The sequence below is a fragment of the Candidatus Tisiphia endosymbiont of Metellina segmentata genome, from assembly GCF_964030715.1.
Taxonomy (GTDB): Bacteria; Pseudomonadota; Alphaproteobacteria; order Rickettsiales; family Rickettsiaceae; genus Tisiphia.
Genome location: NZ_OZ034919.1, coordinates 1030042 through 1045708, shown reverse-complemented (window position 1 = coordinate 1045708; position 15667 = coordinate 1030042). Strand labels below are relative to the sequence as shown.

Here is a 15667-nt window from a genome sequence, read left to right as displayed (position 1 = left end):
ATATAACCGGTACTGTCACTGGTGCAATGCAAGTCCGTTGGAAAGCATGGTTTTGGAGCTGTTGTGGTAAAATCATTGATGGCATTATGTGTTCTATAATACATAAGTGACCTCGTTTAAGAGATTAATTTCACTAAACACTCCAACTTTAAATTAGCTCGGTCTAATTTAATGGAGTAGTAATTTTATGACAAATAATAAAGAGCAAAAATTGGCTGTAATTAATCCTGACGCAGCAGGTATCGATGTTGGTTCTAGAGAACATTACGTTTGCGTACCAGCTGACAGGGATGAAAAGAACATTAGAAAATTTGCAGCTTTTACAAGTGATCTAAAAGAAATGGCAACTTGGTTAAAACAGTGTGGTATTAAAACAATCGCTATGGAATCAACAGGAGTCTATTGGCTGTGACACGAGGTCGTCAATGAGAGCTGTCTTCACCGCAAGGGAGAAGACCACTTGTACCACCAAGTGAATCTAAGGGCTTGAATAAAGAGCAGCCCTGACAATGTAGCAAAGCATCAATGGTGCTAAATACAAATCGTGAGAGATGTATTTTCCTGATAGCCAAAATCGGGATAGCACTAGATAGCTGGTATGATGAACAGATGTAAACCCGTGTTAAAGTTCGTGACGCCTAACAGGTGTAATGGCTGAAACACCTGAGCCAAAATGGCAATGAAAGTAGGAATGATGACTCCAGTATTCTCATTCGTGGTCAATATTAAAGCTTTCCGGACGATAACGGGCATCTAACCCAGCATTGCTCTCATGGGGAAACGTGGAAACCTCATATCTCTCCTAGAAATTAGGACAGTCAATTGTAAAATTGACCTAAGGAGGTGTGAGTTTGGGAAGTTAGAAGAAGCGAAGGCTATTCTGTAATGGGGTGGATATTGGTTTAAACGTTACCAAGCACGAAAGTGAGCAAACGTCTAACTGGTTGTTAATTGTGAAGAATATTGTAGAACCAACAGTATGAGGAAAAGCAAATGACGGCGATGGCAACCCCATCAGCTGGTGCTACCTTAGCTTCGATGCCAAATTGGGAGATTATTAATTGGTCAACCATTAAGGTACAGGTACGTAGGCTGCAATTTAGAATCGCAAAGGCATTTCGGGAAGGGAAACATAACAAAGTTAAAGCTTTGCAATGGATTCTAACTCAATGATAGGTAAGCCACTAGTTTGACTAGTGAGACCATCAAGGCTTGGCCTTTAGATTTAGTATAAAATAAAAAGTTATCATATATAACTTCTTTGGCTTGACGGTCAAAGGAGAAAATATATGACAACATACGAAAGTTTAAATCATTCTAAATGGGATTGCAAATATCATATTGTGTTTATTCCAAAGTGTCGTAAAAAAGAATTGTACGGGAAGGTTAGAAAATATCTTGGGAACGTATTCCATGAGTTAGCTTTTCAACGTGGGAGAAAGATCATAGAGGGGCATATGGTACAAGATCATGTGCATATGCTCATCAAGATTCCTCCTAAATATTCTGTAGCTGAAGTAATAGGCTATATCAAGGGGAAAAGTGCTATAGCCGTTGCTAGGCAGTTTGGTGGACGAAAACGTAATTTTAATGGAGAAAAGTTGTGGGCTAGAGGTTATGCGGTCTCAACTGTAGGATTTGAAGAGAATCAGATCAAACACTACATTAAGAATCAAGAGCAACTTGATAGTTTAGGCTCTGACGAATCAGGAGAATTTTAATTAACAATGGCAGCCCTTTGGGCTGCTCATAACCGTCAAGCCCCTCGCTTTGCGAGGGCGTTCTGACTCACTCATTTTCTGCAAAATTACTTGCAGTTAAAAGAGTTATTCAAAATCAAGGTGGTAAGACACCTGGAGTGGATGGTGTTGTTTGGAATACACCAAGAAAGAAAATGCAAGCGGCATTATCGCTTAAACGGCGAGGCTATAAGGCCAAACCATTAAAGCGAGTTTATATTCCTAAGAAGCAAATAGGTAAATTTCGCTCACTCTCTATTCCTGTTATGAGGTGCAGAGGTCAGCAAGCATTACACTTACTGGCACTTGAACCTGTAGCAGAAATGTTAGTGGATAAAAATGCTTATGGTTTTAGACCTCTAAGATCAACAGCTGATGCAATCGGACAATGTTTTATTTTACTTGGTCGAAAAGATGCAGCACAATACATTTTAGAGGCGGATATAAAAGACTGTTTTAATTCCATTTCGAAATCATGGATACAGGACAATGTAACCATGGATAAAGAAATGCTAAGGAAATGGCTTGATGCTGGCTACATTGATAAGGGTAGATGGAATCCTACAGAAAAAGGGACTCCTCAGGGGTCATTATGTTCACCAACAATTTTGAATGTTACACTTAGTGGATTAGAGGCAACCGTTAAAAAGGCAGCATCTAGTCGTAAATATAAAGTTCATAGTTGCATTTACGCAGATGATTTTATTATCACAGGAGCAACTAAAGAAGTGTTGGAAGACAAGGTAAGACCGGCTGTAGAATCATTTTTAAGAGAAAGGGGATTGTCTCTTTCTCAAGAGAAAACACGAGTCACCCATATCAATGAAGGTTTTGATTTTCTAGGTATGAATATACGTAAGTATAAGAGCAAGCTTATCATTAAGCCTGCAAAGAGTAGTATTAAAAGATTTCTTGCTGACATACGAAGAATCATCAAAATTAACGCAACTACTAAAATGGAAGATTTAATTCGACAATTGAACCCAAAAGTTCGAGGTTGGGCAAATTACTACCGACATGTGTGTTCGAAGAGAATCTTTAATTATGTAGATAATGCAATCTTTTGGGCGTTATGGCGTTGGTGTAAAAGGCGACATCCTAAGAAAGGAGTCAGGTGGATTAAGGATAAATACTTTCATAAAGATAAACTGCGAAATTGGGTATTTTCTGCTAAAATACAAGACAAAGATGGAAATAAATCATATCTTAACTTAATAAAAGCAGCTGATACTCCTATAAGACGACATGTCAAAATAAGAGCTGAGGTAACACCTTACAATCCAATTTATAGAGAATACCTAAATGAACGATTGAAAGGTGCAATGGAGAATTAGTAAATCTCCAATGACCAAAAGTGGTAGTTATTGGTATGAAAGTTGATATTCATACCTTATGGAGAACAAAAGGTCGGGTCACGCAAGTAGTGGCTTTATAACAATCTGAGCCGTGTAAATGGAAACATTTACGCACGGTTCTTATGGGGCTGGATGGTGGTAACACCATCTGGCTACCAGGCATTCCTCTATTCCAAATTTTAGAGACCAGTGGCTTTGAAGTTATGTTAGTTAATGCAAGACATGTAAAAAATGTACCAGGACATAAGACAGATATTAAGGACTGTCAGTGGTTACAGCGATTACATAATTTTGGATTATTAAATGCTTCATTTCGTCCTGAAGACCAAATATGTGAACTAAGAGCTTTTACCAGACAAAGAGATAGATTAATAAAAAATGCTGCAACACATGTACGCCGTATGCAGAAAGCGCTTAATGAAATGAATATCCAATTACATCATGTGATTAGTGATATAACAGGTGTAACAGGAATGAACATAATAAAAGCAATTATAGCTGGTGAGAGGGATGCAAACAAATTAGCAACATTTAGAGATTCTCGTATAAAAAGTAACGAGAAAACTATAATCAAAGCACTGGAAGGAGATTATCGCAAAGAACATCTGATGGTGTTAAAGCAAGAACTAGAAGGTTACGAATTTTATCTAAAACAAGTTAGTGAGTGTGACTCCGTCATAGAGGAATGTTACAAAAAATTTGATAAACGTAGTGACGGTGATTTGCCAAATGGTAAAAGGCAACACAAGAGTAAAAATGCTCCCAAGTTTGATTTGCAACAATCATTATATAACACAGTGGGAGTAGACTGTAGCCAAATTCCAGGACTTAGCGAATTAAGCATACAAACAATAATATCGGAAGTGGGATTAGACATGAGTAAGTGGCAAACAGAGAAACATTTCGTATCCTGGCTTGGCTTTAGCCCTACTAATAAAATTACTGGTGGTAAAGTATTTGATACCAGAACAAAGAAGGTACAAAATAAAGCAAGTATGGCATTTAGGATGGCAACACTTAACCTAGGTAAAGGTAAATCAGCACTAGCAGGATTTTACAGAAGAATAAAAAGTAGAGCTAATGCTCCAAAAGCTATTACTGCTACAGCAAGAAAACTGGCATGTATGTTTTATCGCTTGTTAAAATATGGTCAAGACTATGTAGAACAGGGAATTGAAGCTTATGAAAAACAATACCAGGAAACGATGGTGATAAATCTTCAAAAGCAGGCTGCAAAATTGGGTTTTGAGGTGACCAGAATAGAGCCTTTACCACAAGTTTGTTAAGAGAAAGAAGACAAATAGCTAAAGAGGATTATGAATACTGGTTTGCAAGAGGCAAAGGTTTTTTTATTGATTGTAAATATCCATTAGAAAGAAAAGATTATGCTTTATCAGCTTTTTACCTTCATCAAACTACCGAAAGTTTTTATAATGCTATCCTGTTAGTTTTTTCCGGTTATAAACCGAAACTGCACGATATACGAAAATTAGGTAGCATAGCTGGAAATTACAATGAAGAACTATGGCAAATATTTCCTCATTCCAGCATTGAACAAAGGCAATGTTTTAGATTACTTGAACAGGCTTATATTGAAGCTCGCTATAACAAAGATTATAAAATAACTAAAGAACAGCTACTTTACCTTATTGATAGAGTTAAAAAATTAAAAACAGTGACGGAAAAAATTTGCTTGGAAAGGATTAATGGAAAAGAAGTACTGTGATTTGGCTTAATCTTACTATAATAAAAACAAAGTAATTAAGAACAGGAGAGTCTTTAAAGACTAAAGATCATTGAATTATCAGGTTAAGTGAAGAAAATGATAATTTTTATCGATTAAATGTTAAATATCGCTTAGTGGGTGCATTAATTGTGATATAAGTAGTAACTAGAAGTTATGAAGTAAACACTAAGACAGGGTAATTAAAAGCCTACTTGCGGCTTTGAATGAAAAATAATAGACTAGTGCTATTAAACAAAAAAACGTGGAAAAGTGATGTACCCAACAATAAGATTAAGAAGAAATAGAAAAACGCGGTGGCTAAGAGAATTAGTAGAGGAGAATAGGCTTGGCGTGGATGATTTAGTGCTAGCATTATTTGTGGTTGAGGGCGAGAACCAGCGTCAAGAGATCAAAACTATGCCTGGCATATATAGATTATCTATTGATCAAGTAGTATTGACGGCTAGGCAGGCTTATGAAAATGGCATAAATGCTATAATACTCTTCCCTTGTATAGATCCAAAATTAAAAAGCGATAATGCTGATGAAGCATATAATCTAGACAACTTAATGTGTAGAACTATACGAAGTATAAAAAATGCCAACATCGATATTGGTATAATATGTGATGTTGCCCTAGATCCTTACACTACCCATGCACATGATGGTATTCTACATAATGGGGATGTAGATAATGATAGAACGGTTAAAGCTTTGTGCAATCAAGCTTTAGTTTTAGCAAAAGCTGGGGTAGATATTGTAGCCCCATCTGATATGATGGATGGTAGGATTATGGGCATACGTCAAATACTAGATTCAGAAGGGTTTATTAACGTTAATATACTATCTTATGCGGTAAAATATGCTTCAAGTTTTTATGGTCCATTCAGAGATGCATTGAACAATAATAAGACAGCTTATCTAAATAAAGCGACCTACCAAATGGACGTACGTAATAGCAGAGAAGCTATGTTAGAGATAGAACATGATCTTGCCGAAGGTGCAGATATGATTATGATTAAACCTGGTATGATGTTTCTAGACATCATAGCACAAGCGGTCAATAACTTTAATACTACTATATTTGCTTATCAGGTAAGTGGTGAATATTCCATGTTAAGATTTGCGGCAGATGCCAATGCCTTAAATTGGCAAGCAAGCATAATAGAATCATTGGTATGTTTTAAGCGTGCTGGAGCAAAGGGCATTGTTAGCTATGCTGCATTAGAAGTAGCACAAATATTGAATAAGCAGTCTGTTATAAAAAAATAGTATCGCAAAGGTGAAGAATACAATGCAAGAAAAATGTCAGGCTAATATTATTATAAAAATTATTTTAGCAGTAGGTTTATTGATAACTATTACGTCATTGTATCTTTGGTTATCTTTTGATATACCGCAAAAACCCCTTGCTGGGAAGGGAGGAGAGGATAATATTGACGTGCAAATTGGTGGAAACTTTGAGCTAACTGATCAAGACGGCAAGACTTTTAATAGTGATAATTTGAAAGGAAAATTAAGTTTAATTTATTTTGGTTTTACTTATTGCCCTGATATTTGTCCTACTTCTTTGCAAAAATTAACAGAGGTCATTAATACTCTTGATAAATATAAAATTGATATTGAATTTGTTTTTATTACTGTAGATCCTCAGCGTGATACTCCAGCAGTGCTTAAAGAATATTTAAAGCATTTTAATCCTAAATTTATTGGTTTAACAGGTAATGAACAACAAATTAAAGAGGTTGCTGATAAGTTTAAAGTGTATTATGCTAAAGCAAATGATGGTGAAAATTATATGATTGATCATTCTTCTTTTAGTTATTTAATGGATCAACAAGGGAAATATATGAAGCATTTTTACTTAAATAGTTCTGCTCAAGAGATTATAGATTTTATTAGAGTGAAGCAGCAAAATCAAAAAAGATATTAAGATGTTTAATTATCTACTAGCCTCATACCTGGTTGCTCTTGCTGCTCTTGCATTATTGTTAATAACAAGTTGGTTAAATTATAATAAAATTAAAGTTAGATCAAGTAATGCAAAAAAAGGTAAAAAATAGATTAAAGTTTATATTATTTTACCTTTTATGCAGTGCTGGGGGAATATATATGATATTATACAATCTTGAAGATAGTATAGTATTTTTTTACCCTCCGTCAAAAATTAACGAGTCAAAACTTGGCAAAGAATTGAGAGTAGGGGGCTTAGTTAAAGTAGGCTCAATCAGAAAAATTACTGCTGATAAAGTGCATTTTGTCATTACAGATGACATTAAAGACCTAGAAATATCTTACCAAGGAGTTTTACCCGCCTTATTTCGTGAGAATCAAGGGATAGTAGCTGTAGGTAAGTTATCAGGTAATATATTCATAGCTCGTGAGTTATTAACTAAGCATGATGAAAATTATTCTCCAGCCTCACCTAACGTAGTTAAAAGACAAACTGGCTAAAAATATGCTATGAGACAATAATGATTATTCGAATCATCTTAATTTTAACATGTTTTTTTGTAGTTAAAGTACAAGCTTTACCTGTTACTCGTGATACAGGTAGCTTACCGGGGTGGTATAGTTCTAGACTTATCTAATCTTAATAATAGACTTCTTTCGAAACTCTACTTCTGCTGGTGATTTGGACAATGATGCGGTACTCGAATCCGTAACGGAATTAGAGTACGCTGCGGTTCGAGGTGAAGCGTCTCCTTCAAATCCCTCAGCACAAGCGAGTTTCGAAAGAGCAATTATCTTTTATCTAAATTTTATAAAAACTATTTAGAAGAGTTATAATCAAATTTAGGTTATTTGTTATGTAATGATGTGAAAATATGCTTTGCAAGAGTTTTGCTTATACCTTTTACCTTAGATAATTCCTCAATAGTAGCATCACATATTGCTTTATATGAGCCAAAATAATGTAACAAGGCTTTTTTTCGGATAAGACCAACTGAATTTATGTCATCTAGACTAGAAACTTTAATGGCTTTGGAACGACGTAGCCTATGATTTTTTATAGCAAAATTATGTGCTTCATCACGCAGAATCTGTAAATATTTCATAATTGGCAGGTTTTTATCGATTGTAAAAGACTCTTTACCGGGCATATGAAATTGTTCGCATCCGGCATTTCTGTCAGGTCCTTTTGACATACAAACAAATGGAATTGCAAGGTCGAATTCTGCCATTATTTTTTGTACTACTGATAGATGTCCTTTTCCTCCATCAATAATCATCAAACTAACTATACTCTTTAGAGGTTCTTTTTTTAATCTTGTAAATCTTCTTGTTAGGACTGTTCTTAGCATTTCATAATCATCACCTCTATTAGCATCACCTCCTTTGGCATCACCACTGGAGGCGGGTATATTAAAAATCCTATATTCTTTTTTATCGAAACCGAATTTAGTTGCAACGATCATACTACCTACGGCAAATGTTCCCATAATGTGACTATTATCATAAACTTCTATTCTATCTGGTAGTAGTGGTAGGTTGAATAATTGTTGTATTTGTTGAAAGATCATTTGATTTTTAGCAAATTGTTTTAAATGCTGATCAAGTGCTAGCTGGCCATTCAATTCAGCATTTTCTAATAATTTTACTTTATTACCACGGATAGGGTGTATTATAGCTAATTTATTATTAGCACTAAGTTGTTTAATAGCTTTAGTTACTAATTCTAGATCAATGATTGGATGATTTATAATTATCTCATCTGGAATCTGAGCAGTTTGATAAAATTGATTGATAAATTGTGTTAAAATTTCAGCTTTGTTGCTCTCTTCAGTGTGAATTGGGAAATAAGGTATATTCCCGTAAGATTGACCGAATCTATATACAAATAGTTGGATACAGTAATAATTATTTTTTTCAACAATAGCTATAACATCAGCATTTTTTATAGAACTACTGTATAAGGTTGATTTTAGTTGGATATAACTCAGTGCTTTTATTCGGTCTCGTATTTCGGCAGCAGCTTCAAAACGTAATTGTAGACTTAATTGTTCCATTTTGTCAGATAGAGTTTTTTGTAGTTCCTTAGTTTTACCAATTAAGAACTCTCTTACTTGGCTAACCAGCTCACTATAATCTTCTTTAGTAATTTTGCCAACGCACGGGGCAGAGCATCTACCAATTTGGTATTGTAAACAAGGACGCTTGCGGTTCTTAAAATAATTATCACTACAAGAACGTAGTTTAAAAATTTTTTGTAATTCTTTTAGGGTAGTATCTACTTGCTCTGAAGAAACAAACGGACCAAAGAATTCACCACTAGATAAATTTTTTCCTCTATATTTAATTAATTGTGGGTAATCAGTATCCAAACGTAATTTGACATAGGGAAAAGATTTGTCATCTTTAAGTAATATGTTAAATTTTGGCTGAAACTTTTTGATTAATTGTGCTTCAAGTAATAAAGCTTCAATTTCGGAGTTAGTAACATTATACTCTAAATGATGTGTTAGAGATACCATGCGTATTGTTTTATTGTCAAGATCAGTTTTAATATAGTTAGTAAGACGTTTTTTTAGATTCTTAGCTTTCCCCACATAGATAACTTGCTGATCAGCACCCAGCATTTTATAAACCCCAGGAAGATTAGGAGCATTCTCAAGATGAGATTTTATTAATTCACTACCTATAAGTTTAGATTTTTGTAACATAATTTACCAAACAACCTGAGTTTGACATAACATTAACTGTACGTACGACTGTATACTGCTCGTAAATGAAGAGTTGGTAGACGATAGTATAACTTCAAGAAGAGCTAGGCAGTAGCAAAGTCGAGCGGCGTAGCGTATATGAGTAACTAGGCAGCTTCGATCTTTGGTCGCGGGAACGCCAATTCTTGAAGTTCTACCTGAGTATACTCCTTATTTATCAAGGCTTATAGCTCAACTTTCAAATTACCTAGCTTTTTGGTAATTAATCCTATGCAGAAGACTAACAAACTGCACATAGTACCAACAAAGACAGCCTTTAGACGAAAATTATGAGTGAAAAAATATGTCCAAATGAGAAAAGATGTGACCCCGCTTAATCCACATAAAACCATCATTTTTTGTGTTATAGTAATGTTGAAAAGAGCAAATACTAGAGGGACTAATATTAGTGGTCCCCAAAATCCAGTAATAAACATTACTAAATCAATTACATTATTAAATTTTAAGGCAACAATTATTGCAAAGCTGCCGATTACGACATTAGTGATTCTAGCAATTAACAATAATTTCTTTTGATTTTGTATCCTAAAAATAGGATTTAATAAGTCCTTCACTAAAGCTATTGAGGTAACATTTAAATCAGAATCAGCAGTAGACATAACTGCTGCAAGTAAGCCAACTATCACAAAGCCTTGTAACCCTGAGGGCACTATTTGATCAATTAGGTGTGGTAATGCAAGATTAGAGGAGTAATTGGGATAAAGATTATAGGCAATCAAACCATTTAAGGTGATAAATATTAAGAATATAGCATATATAACTGATTTTATATATATAGCGGTACTAGTCTTTTTTGCATTATTATTAATTAGAGCCCTCTGAATAAAATTAGGATATAAATTCATTACACAAAAACCTAGCATGACAGTTATCGTATTAATAAATATCTCACTGGCAAAATTATTATTATAGATAAAATACACTTTTTCATTAGGTAGTTGTTGGATAAATTCACTGATGCCAACTTTATTGAGACCACATATGGCAATAACTGGAATAGCCATTATCATTGCAAAGAATTGTAATAAATTAGTAAACATAATCGATTGTAATCCACCAATAGTTGTGTAGATGATAACAATTCCATAACTTAATATTACTCCTTCTAAATAATTAATCTTTAAAATATATTGAAAAATATAACCACTAACGCTAATTTGGGCAGCAACAAAGCCTATAGATACCATAACAGATGCAGTGCCAGCAATAAAACGACCTGATATACTATAATATTTTACCATTATATCACCGACACTTTCTGCTCCATAATGTTTAGTTATTTGGGGTACAAGATAAATAGCTATGAGTATATCGATTGGTAGAGTAAGTATTAGTCCGTAGCTATACGATAAATCACCGGAAAAGGCTTTTTCAGCAATACCAAAAGTAGCACCTCCACCAACAGATGAAGCAAAAATAGTTGCAACCAACAATAGTTTACTATTGCTAGTCTTACCTTGAACGGTAGCATAATCTGTAAAACTTATAAGTCTAGATCTGTAGTATGTACCAACAATAAGTATTGATAGCAAATATACTAATACAATAATATTATCAAGGGTCATTCTAATTATTTTTATTGAAAGTGGCAGAGTATAATATAAAAAAACTTTTTCAATAACTGCAATTATCTTTATATATATCTTTTCTATGTTTTATAGCGACTATAAAAATCGTTTTGTCAAAGGATATCAGAAACAAGCAATGCTACAAGATCGTTTGTTACCTTCGAGTATTTGTAAATGAATTTTGGTTATAGGTCTAGGTAATATTTTTTCAATTAGTTCTGGCCATTCAATTAGACAAAGATTACCCTGAAGGGCTTCTTCTATACCTAGTTCATAAATTTCTTCTAAGTAGTTTAAACGATAAAGATCAAAATGATAAATCGTGAATTTTGATGTCGTATAAATTTGTAGCAAATTAAAAGTAGGACTAATAATATGAGTAGCAGAGCCACAAAAATACTTTATGATCTCTCGACATATAAATGTTTTTCCGCAGCCTAAACCACCGGAAAAAGTTATAATTTCACTAGATTCTAAATTTTTAGCAATAGTTTGTGCAAACGATATAGAATCTTGTTCATTGTTTAAAATAATAGACTCTTGTTGAAACTTCATTGGATCTACAAATTTGGGAGTGAATCAATAGAAGCTAGGAAACTGACTGTTTCTCCTCTTCCAAGCGATCAACCTTAGTTAAGAACCAATCTGTATTTTTAGAGATAAGGCTTCTAGAAAACGTCCATTCTTCTTGCATATATTTTATACTACTAGTTATTTTTTCACCTGTGAATAATACTTTTATGAAAATATTATTAGCGAATGTATAAGCTTCAGAAATTTTAGCATCTAGTACGCTGCCATTGACAAATTCTCCATAAGTTTCAGAAAAAATATGGAATTCTTGTATATATCTTTTATCCACCAATGTAAGTAAATCTTCAATATCATCATCATTAGAGGCTTCAATAATCAGTTCCAAGGCTGCTTTTGCACTATGTAGAAATTTTCTTGCTTTAAATGATGGAAGTTTAGCCAATACAGCTTCAAGACCAGCTATTATAGCAGTGGAATTCTCTTCAACTATTAACCCATCAAGCTCCATAGGGTTAATAGTAGGGGTTTTTACCACGCTATGAGGCAAATTATTCTTAAAAATATTACCAGCAGCAGTTTTTGCTGTATAAGTAACGTCTTTGATTCCTGTTTCACCGAAAAAGGAAGATTTGCGTTTAGCTGGATCGTCCTCTGATGTAGAGCCAAGAGTAGCAATTAGCCTATTTATAATAATAAAAGCAACTCCAGCAAAAATTAACAACTCTATTATTTGAGCAGACATTAATATAACTCTATTAGTTTGAATTCCTTATATATCCCTGAATTCGATGTAACAAGTTAACACTAGACTCAGTGTCATCTCTGTTAGGGGTGTGATGTTACCCTAGGCTATTAAACCAATGTCTTACATCGAACTTAAGATTATACATATTCTATTGTAAAATTTAAAGATTTGGAAGTTATTTATGCACCAAAATACTTAGTGCAAGTACAAAATATGTTATAAGTGACAATTATTATTTATTTTAGGTGAATATGATAACAAAATATTTAAAAAAAATCTTTAAAGCTAAGTCCTGTAAATCACATACATTTATTGATTTTACTGCTTTAGGGAATTCGGAATTTAGGGATGTAAAAGTTGGTATAGAGGCATATCGTAAAAATGTTATAGTTTATCGATGTGTGAATTTAATAGCACAGTCAGCAAGTCATGTACCTTGGATAGTTAGTAAAAATAATCGAGGAGCTTTGGAAAAAATACCAAATCATCCTGTTTATAATTTATTGAAAAAACCTAATCCAGAAAAAGCGGGGGCAGATTTCTTCGGTGAAGTGATAGCAAGTAAGCTGTTATATGGGAATGCCTATATTTTAGCTACGTTAATGAATAATCGCCCCCGGGAAATGTACTTACTGCCTAGCAATGCAACTGAGTTAGTGTTAGATAAGAACTATCCAGTAGCGTATAGATATATGAGTAGTAGTGGAGAGAAAATTTATCCTATCTCAGCAATTAATCGAATGAGTAAGGTATTACATTTAAAAAATTATCATCCTACTAATTCGTGTTATGGATTATCTTGCCTTGATGCTGCTTCTTTACCAATTGATTTACATTCACAAGCTACTAGCTGGAATAGTTCTTTACTAAGGAATGGAGCCCGTCCAAGCGGGGCGTTGATAGTCAAAGAGAGTAATGGTTATCTTAGTGACGAACAGTTTGATAGGCTACACGAGCAGCTTACGGAAAAATTTACCAGTAGTAATAATTCTGGTAAACCTCTTCTTTTGGAAGGAGGGCTTGATTGGCAGGAAATGAGCATTAATCCAAAAGATATGGATTTTATTGAGGCAAAAAATTCGGCAGCTAGGGAAATAGCTTTAGCTTTTGGCATTCCACCTCAATTGCTAGGTATTAATGGCGATAATACCTATAGTAATATGCAAGAAGCTAGATTAGCTCTGTGGGAAGAGACGTTAATTCCTTTACTTGATAAATTATCAGATGCTTTAAGTAACTGGTTGTCACATTGGTATCAAGAGGAAATTATTATTGATTTTGATCGTGATAGTATTTCAGCATTAACCGAGAAACGCGAGAATTTATGGGCTAAAATATCCAATGCTAGTTTTATGACTTTGAACGAGAAAAGGTCTCTTGTTGGGCTTAAGCCTATAGATGGTGGAGATAGATTATGACAAACGACACAATTACCATATTACATAGTTTCGTTGCTAAGATAGTTTCTCTACTTGAAAATGAACTAGACGAGCTAGAATCAAGAAAATCCAAGGGGGAGATAATAATTAAAAAGAATATTACTGAAACACTGAATAAATTAGTTAATTTAATTATCCAGCTAAATAAGCTCAGTAAAGATGAGTATTTAAATGAAAACACCATAATGAAAGAAGAGGATAAAGAGATTATAGCTGAATTTTTGAGTAAATATCAATGACTTATCCAAAGAAATTATTACATGCAATATTGAGACAAGATTTTAATAGTTTTATCAATAAAGTATTTAATACCATTAATCCTGGCACAGAATATCAAGCCAATTGGCATATTGAGCTAATTGCTGAATATTTGCAGGCCGTACAGAATGGGGATATTAAGAGGTTAATCATCAATATGCCGCCTAGGTCTCTAAAATCGGTGTGTATTGGGGTAGCATGGCCAGCTTGGATATTAGGACATGATCCGTCAAAAAGGATTATGTCTGCCAGCTATTCCCAAGTATTAAGTGTAAAACATTCTTTGGATTGTCGTTTGATACCAATTGCAATAATTAACGCAGTGGTGTAAAATGGGTTTTTAACTGATAAAGGTACTCAAATGGCTAGGTTAATATTACCGCAAGGTTTTCATGGTCATGATTTTATAAAAATGATGAAACATGAGCCGCATGGTCGAAATCGTATACGTTTATTGGCGATGTATTACCTTCAATTAGGCAAATCTTTTAAAGCCATATCTGAAATAGTGAAGTCACACTGGAAAACTGTGCAATCATGGCTCAGAAGATTTAGGAATCATGGTTTTGAAGGATTATTTGAATCACAAAGAAGCGGTGCCCCTAGGAAGATTAACACTATACAAGAGTCTGCTCTTTTTGATAAAATCAATACGCTCAGTGAAAGTAAAACTGGTGGGTATATAACTGGAAAGGAGCTACATATCATGTTACTTGAGGAATATGGTGCTAAATGTACTTTAAAAACAGTCTACAATACTATGCACCGCCTTGGTTTTAGCTGGATTACTTCTCGTTCAATGCATCCAAAGTCAAATCAAGAGACTCAAAATACATATAAAAAAACTTCCCAGACATGCTAACAGAATTATTACCAAAAAATATCGATAGATGTAAAGTTGATATATGGTCTCAGGATGAAACTCGAGTTGGGCAACAAGGTAGCTTAACTCGTATATGGGCTAAGCGTGGCACTAGACCCCGTAAAGTTCGGCAACAGCAATTCATTTCAACATATATTTATGGAGCTGCTTGCCATGATACAGGAGAAGCTTTTGCATTAATTTTACCATATGCAAATACACAGGCAATGAATAAATTCTTAGAAGACCTTTCTCGCAGTATTCAAGGCAACCGACATATAGCTTTACTAACGGATAATGCAGGTTGGCACACAGCCAAAAAACTAACTGTGCCAAGCAATATCACTTTGATACCGCTTCCGCCCTATGCACCGGAACTTAATGCAATGGAACAAGTTTGGGCATGGATCAAAAATCATTTCTTGTCTAACCAATGTTATGGTGTATATGAAGATATCGTCACTATGGCTTGTTACGCTTGGAATCAATTTGCTCATAATGTAGATTTAGTAAAATCAATTATGTATAGAGACTGGATAAATACACCGTGTTAATTATTACAATTGGTATTATATTTAGTCAAATATAATCTTTTTTATAAAATATTCATTATAATGCTTAGTGTACATTATAATTATTGTATACTATAAGAATTAGGTAGAAAAATAATTATTCTTATACCAAATTAATGTTATCTATCTTTAACAAAAAGGTTGG

The 15667-nt window shown here is 34.0% G+C and carries 18 protein-coding genes; 14 read left to right on the top strand and 4 right to left on the bottom strand.

Annotated features, from left to right (window positions below):
- Nucleotides 1–187 precede the first annotated feature (187 nt).
- The 9 genes from AAHM80_RS05330 to ccmE all read left to right on the top strand — a co-directional run bounded on the left by AAHM80_RS05330 (nt 188) and on the right by ccmE (nt 7274).
- On the top strand, nt 188–412 hold the full coding sequence (locus AAHM80_RS05330; protein WP_342259506.1) for an IS110 family transposase: 225 nt from the start codon (nt 188–190) through the stop codon (nt 410–412).
- Nucleotides 413–993: 581 nt separating this feature from the next.
- On the top strand, nt 994–1173 hold the full coding sequence (locus AAHM80_RS05325) for a reverse transcriptase N-terminal domain-containing protein (protein ID WP_342259505.1): 180 nt from the start codon (nt 994–996) through the stop codon (nt 1171–1173).
- A gap of 116 nt (nt 1174–1289) precedes the next feature.
- Nucleotides 1290–1721 (top strand): IS200/IS605 family transposase, encoded by a 432-nt coding sequence (gene tnpA, locus AAHM80_RS05320; protein ID WP_342259383.1) that lies wholly within the window; start codon nt 1290–1292, stop codon nt 1719–1721.
- Nucleotides 1722–1783: 62 nt separating this feature from the next.
- Entirely contained in the window at nt 1784–3073 is a 1290-nt protein-coding gene (gene ltrA, locus AAHM80_RS05315) for a group II intron reverse transcriptase/maturase (protein WP_342260439.1), read from the top strand.
- Nucleotides 3074–3216: 143 nt separating this feature from the next.
- On the top strand, nt 3217–4380 hold the full coding sequence (locus AAHM80_RS05310) for an IS110 family transposase (RefSeq protein ID WP_342259504.1): 1164 nt from the start codon (nt 3217–3219) through the stop codon (nt 4378–4380).
- Entirely contained in the window at nt 4374–4820 is a 447-nt protein-coding gene (locus AAHM80_RS05305; RefSeq protein WP_342259503.1) for a HEPN domain-containing protein, read from the top strand. Before AAHM80_RS05310 ends, AAHM80_RS05305 begins: the two co-directional genes overlap by 7 nt.
- Before the next feature lie 273 nt (nt 4821–5093).
- On the top strand, nt 5094–6092 hold the full coding sequence (gene hemB / locus AAHM80_RS05300) for a porphobilinogen synthase (protein ID WP_342259502.1): 999 nt from the start codon (nt 5094–5096) through the stop codon (nt 6090–6092).
- Between the two features lie 22 nt (nt 6093–6114).
- Nucleotides 6115–6753 carry an SCO family protein gene (locus AAHM80_RS05295; protein WP_342259501.1) on the top strand — a complete coding sequence of 213 codons (639 nt, stop codon included), beginning with the start codon at nt 6115–6117 and terminating at the stop codon, nt 6751–6753.
- 107 nt (nt 6754–6860) lie between these two features.
- Nucleotides 6861–7274 (top strand): cytochrome c maturation protein CcmE, encoded by a 414-nt coding sequence (ccmE, locus tag AAHM80_RS05290; protein WP_341747791.1) that lies wholly within the window; start codon nt 6861–6863, stop codon nt 7272–7274.
- Nucleotides 7275–7621: 347 nt separating this feature from the next.
- Here ccmE and uvrC read toward each other — a convergent pair whose 3' ends face one another.
- From uvrC to AAHM80_RS05265, 4 genes are all read right to left on the bottom strand, one after another.
- On the bottom strand, nt 7622–9484 hold the full coding sequence (gene uvrC, locus AAHM80_RS05280; RefSeq protein ID WP_342259500.1) for an excinuclease ABC subunit UvrC: 1863 nt from the start codon (nt 9482–9484) through the stop codon (nt 7622–7624).
- Between the two features lie 224 nt (nt 9485–9708).
- Complete coding sequence (locus AAHM80_RS05275; RefSeq protein ID WP_342260437.1) at nt 9709–11118, bottom strand: sodium:solute symporter family protein; 1410 nt, start codon at nt 11116–11118, stop codon at nt 9709–9711.
- A gap of 117 nt (nt 11119–11235) precedes the next feature.
- Nucleotides 11236–11667 (bottom strand): tRNA (adenosine(37)-N6)-threonylcarbamoyltransferase complex ATPase subunit type 1 TsaE, encoded by a 432-nt coding sequence (gene tsaE / locus AAHM80_RS05270; RefSeq protein ID WP_342259499.1) that lies wholly within the window; start codon nt 11665–11667, stop codon nt 11236–11238.
- A 34-nt stretch (nt 11668–11701) separates the two neighbouring features.
- Nucleotides 11702–12388 carry a hypothetical protein gene (locus tag AAHM80_RS05265; RefSeq protein ID WP_342259498.1) on the bottom strand — a complete coding sequence of 229 codons (687 nt, stop codon included), beginning with the start codon at nt 12386–12388 and terminating at the stop codon, nt 11702–11704.
- Between the two features lie 254 nt (nt 12389–12642).
- On the opposite strand from AAHM80_RS05265, the gene AAHM80_RS05260 reads away from it, so the two are divergent.
- The 5 genes from AAHM80_RS05260 to AAHM80_RS05240 are packed head-to-tail and all read left to right on the top strand — an operon-like array spanning nt 12643 to nt 15504.
- The gene (locus tag AAHM80_RS05260) at nt 12643–13809 is read left to right on the top strand and encodes a phage portal protein (RefSeq protein WP_342259497.1); all 1167 of its coding nucleotides are present in this window, start codon (nt 12643–12645) and stop codon (nt 13807–13809) included.
- Nucleotides 13806–14069, top strand: a complete 264-nt coding sequence (locus AAHM80_RS05255) for a hypothetical protein (protein WP_341756790.1) — start codon at nt 13806–13808, stop codon at nt 14067–14069. Before AAHM80_RS05260 ends, AAHM80_RS05255 begins: the two co-directional genes overlap by 4 nt.
- A complete protein-coding gene (locus tag AAHM80_RS05250) occupies nt 14066–14419 on the top strand; it encodes a hypothetical protein (RefSeq protein WP_342259496.1) in 354 nt (117 codons plus the stop codon). Before AAHM80_RS05255 ends, AAHM80_RS05250 begins: the two co-directional genes overlap by 4 nt.
- Nucleotides 14420–14449: 30 nt before the next feature.
- Complete coding sequence (locus AAHM80_RS05245) at nt 14450–14950, top strand: helix-turn-helix domain-containing protein (protein ID WP_342259385.1); 501 nt, start codon at nt 14450–14452, stop codon at nt 14948–14950.
- Entirely contained in the window at nt 14944–15504 is a 561-nt protein-coding gene (locus AAHM80_RS05240) for an IS630 family transposase (protein WP_342259405.1), read from the top strand. Before AAHM80_RS05245 ends, AAHM80_RS05240 begins: the two co-directional genes overlap by 7 nt.
- The last annotated feature ends 163 nt before the right edge of the window (nt 15505–15667 follow it).